The organism is Halomonas sp. 707D4, from assembly GCF_024158685.1.
Classification (GTDB): domain Bacteria; phylum Pseudomonadota; class Gammaproteobacteria; order Pseudomonadales; family Halomonadaceae; genus Vreelandella.
The window spans coordinates 1-1,570 of the sequence record NZ_JAMZBD010000612.1 but is presented as its reverse complement, the minus strand read 5'-3'; the positions used below and the strand labels follow the sequence as shown (position 1 = coordinate 1,570).

Sequence of the window (1,570 nt, the reverse complement as noted above, 5' to 3'; positions counted from 1 at the left end):
ACGCTGTTCGACGAAGACGCCGCCCGCCGCGCCGCCGAGTGGCTGGAGGCCTGCGTCGATGGGCTCTGGGAAGGCGAGCCCACCGCCGCCGCGCTCAATGCCAAGGCCGTGGATGCGGCGCTGGCACAGGCCGCCGACCGCTAGCCAAAGCGCGCGCTCTCGGGCAGGCGCGCGCGCTCGATCTCATCCGACGTCGGGTAGCGAAGAAGCTCGATATCCGCCGCCCGGGGCGACCAGCGGATCGCCCCGGCCTTGACGAACTGATCCAGCCAGTACTCCATGCACCAGCGCCCCCATCGGGCCTGAAAACGCCGGGCGTTGGTGAGGATCGCCTCGAAGTGCGGCCAGGGCGGCGCGTACACCGCGTGGTGCTGGTGCCAGGCGAGCGCCCCGCCGACCCAGAAAAGCGGAACGCCCACGCTTTCGAGCCGCCAGGCGTAGTCGGTCTCCTCGCCGCCGTAGCCCACATAGCCTTCGTCCATGCCGCCGGCGCGGCGATGATCCGCCTTCATCAAAGCAAACGACAGCCCCCACAGGTTGCCGTGGTCCGGCTCCGGGCGCAGTTCGTGCTCCTCGATTGCCGGGCGCGCCGGGTGGCGCTCGCCGGCCGCGTGAAGCGCTTTGACGTCGAGGGCGCCGCTTTCAAGGCGTGGCACTGCCCCGGCGGCCAGGTAGTGCACCTCGCCGATATAGAGCGCGGCGCGCTCGAGCAGCGCCTGGCGGTAGCGCTCGATGAGCGTGGGGGAAGCGATGCAGTCGACGTCGAGAAACACCAGGGCATCGAAGGATGCCGCCTCGACCGCGGCGTTGCGGGCGCGAGCGAGCGGCAGCGCTTCGCTCTCGACGAACACGTGGCGCACGGGAAAGCCGACCTCGGGCAGGTTCGCGTGCGCCTCTGGCTGCATCCAGGCGATCACCAGCTCCTCCGGCGGGCGGGTCTGGGCGTCGAGGCTTAGCATCAGGTTGATCAGGTGTTCGCGGCGCCCGCGCACCAGTGTGAGTGCGCTGAGCTTCATGAGGCGATGTCCTTGGCCGCAGGCGTCGGCGAGCGGCCCTGGAAGTGCTGCACGCCCTCGATCACCCCCTGGGCGTGGGAGGCGCGGGCGACGTAGACGTGATCCATGCCCGGCGCCTGGGCCAGACCGTCGCTGTAGTTGGCCACCAGGATCGAGCATTTCGAGGCGCGCAGCATGTCCAGGTCGTTGCCGGAATCCCCCGCTACGTAGAGCGCCGCTTCGTCGACGCCGAGGTGCGCGCGCACGTGCGCGACCGCCAGGCCCTTGGAAGCCGCCTCGGGCAGGATGTCGACGTAGCGCCCGTGGCTGTGGACCACGGTGCAGCGCAGCCCGCGCTGCTTGAGGTGGTGGGTCAGGCGCAGGGTGATGTCGTCGCTGTCGTCGCTCAGGAAGCTGAGCTTGTGGCGGCGCTGCTCCAGCGGCCCCTGGGGCGTGATGGCATCGAACTCGGCGAGCGCCTCGCCGAGCGCCTCGCGCTGCCAGTGGCGGTCGAGGGTGGCACGCCAGGCGGTGTCTTGTCGGTAGGTCACACCGTCGTCGTTGAGGTAGTGAAT

2 protein-coding genes are annotated in these 1,570 nt (G+C 70.1%); both read right to left on the bottom strand.

Annotated features, from left to right (window positions below):
• Positions 1-140 precede the first annotated feature (140 nt).
• Positions 141-1,016 (bottom strand): glycosyltransferase family 2 protein, encoded by an 876-nt coding sequence (locus BIS11_RS17175; RefSeq protein WP_253586669.1) that lies wholly within the window; start codon positions 1,014-1,016, stop codon positions 141-143.
• Positions 1,013-1,570 (bottom strand): HAD family hydrolase (locus BIS11_RS17170; RefSeq protein WP_253586668.1); only part of this gene is annotated, 558 nt, incomplete at its 5' end. The genes BIS11_RS17170 and BIS11_RS17175, both read right to left, overlap by 4 nt.

Excerpts from the sequence above, each read along its gene's own strand:
- BIS11_RS17175 (WP_253586669.1), bottom strand. The coding sequence starts at position 1,016 with ATGAAGCTCAGCGCACTCACACTGGTGCGCGGGCGCCGCGAACACCTG.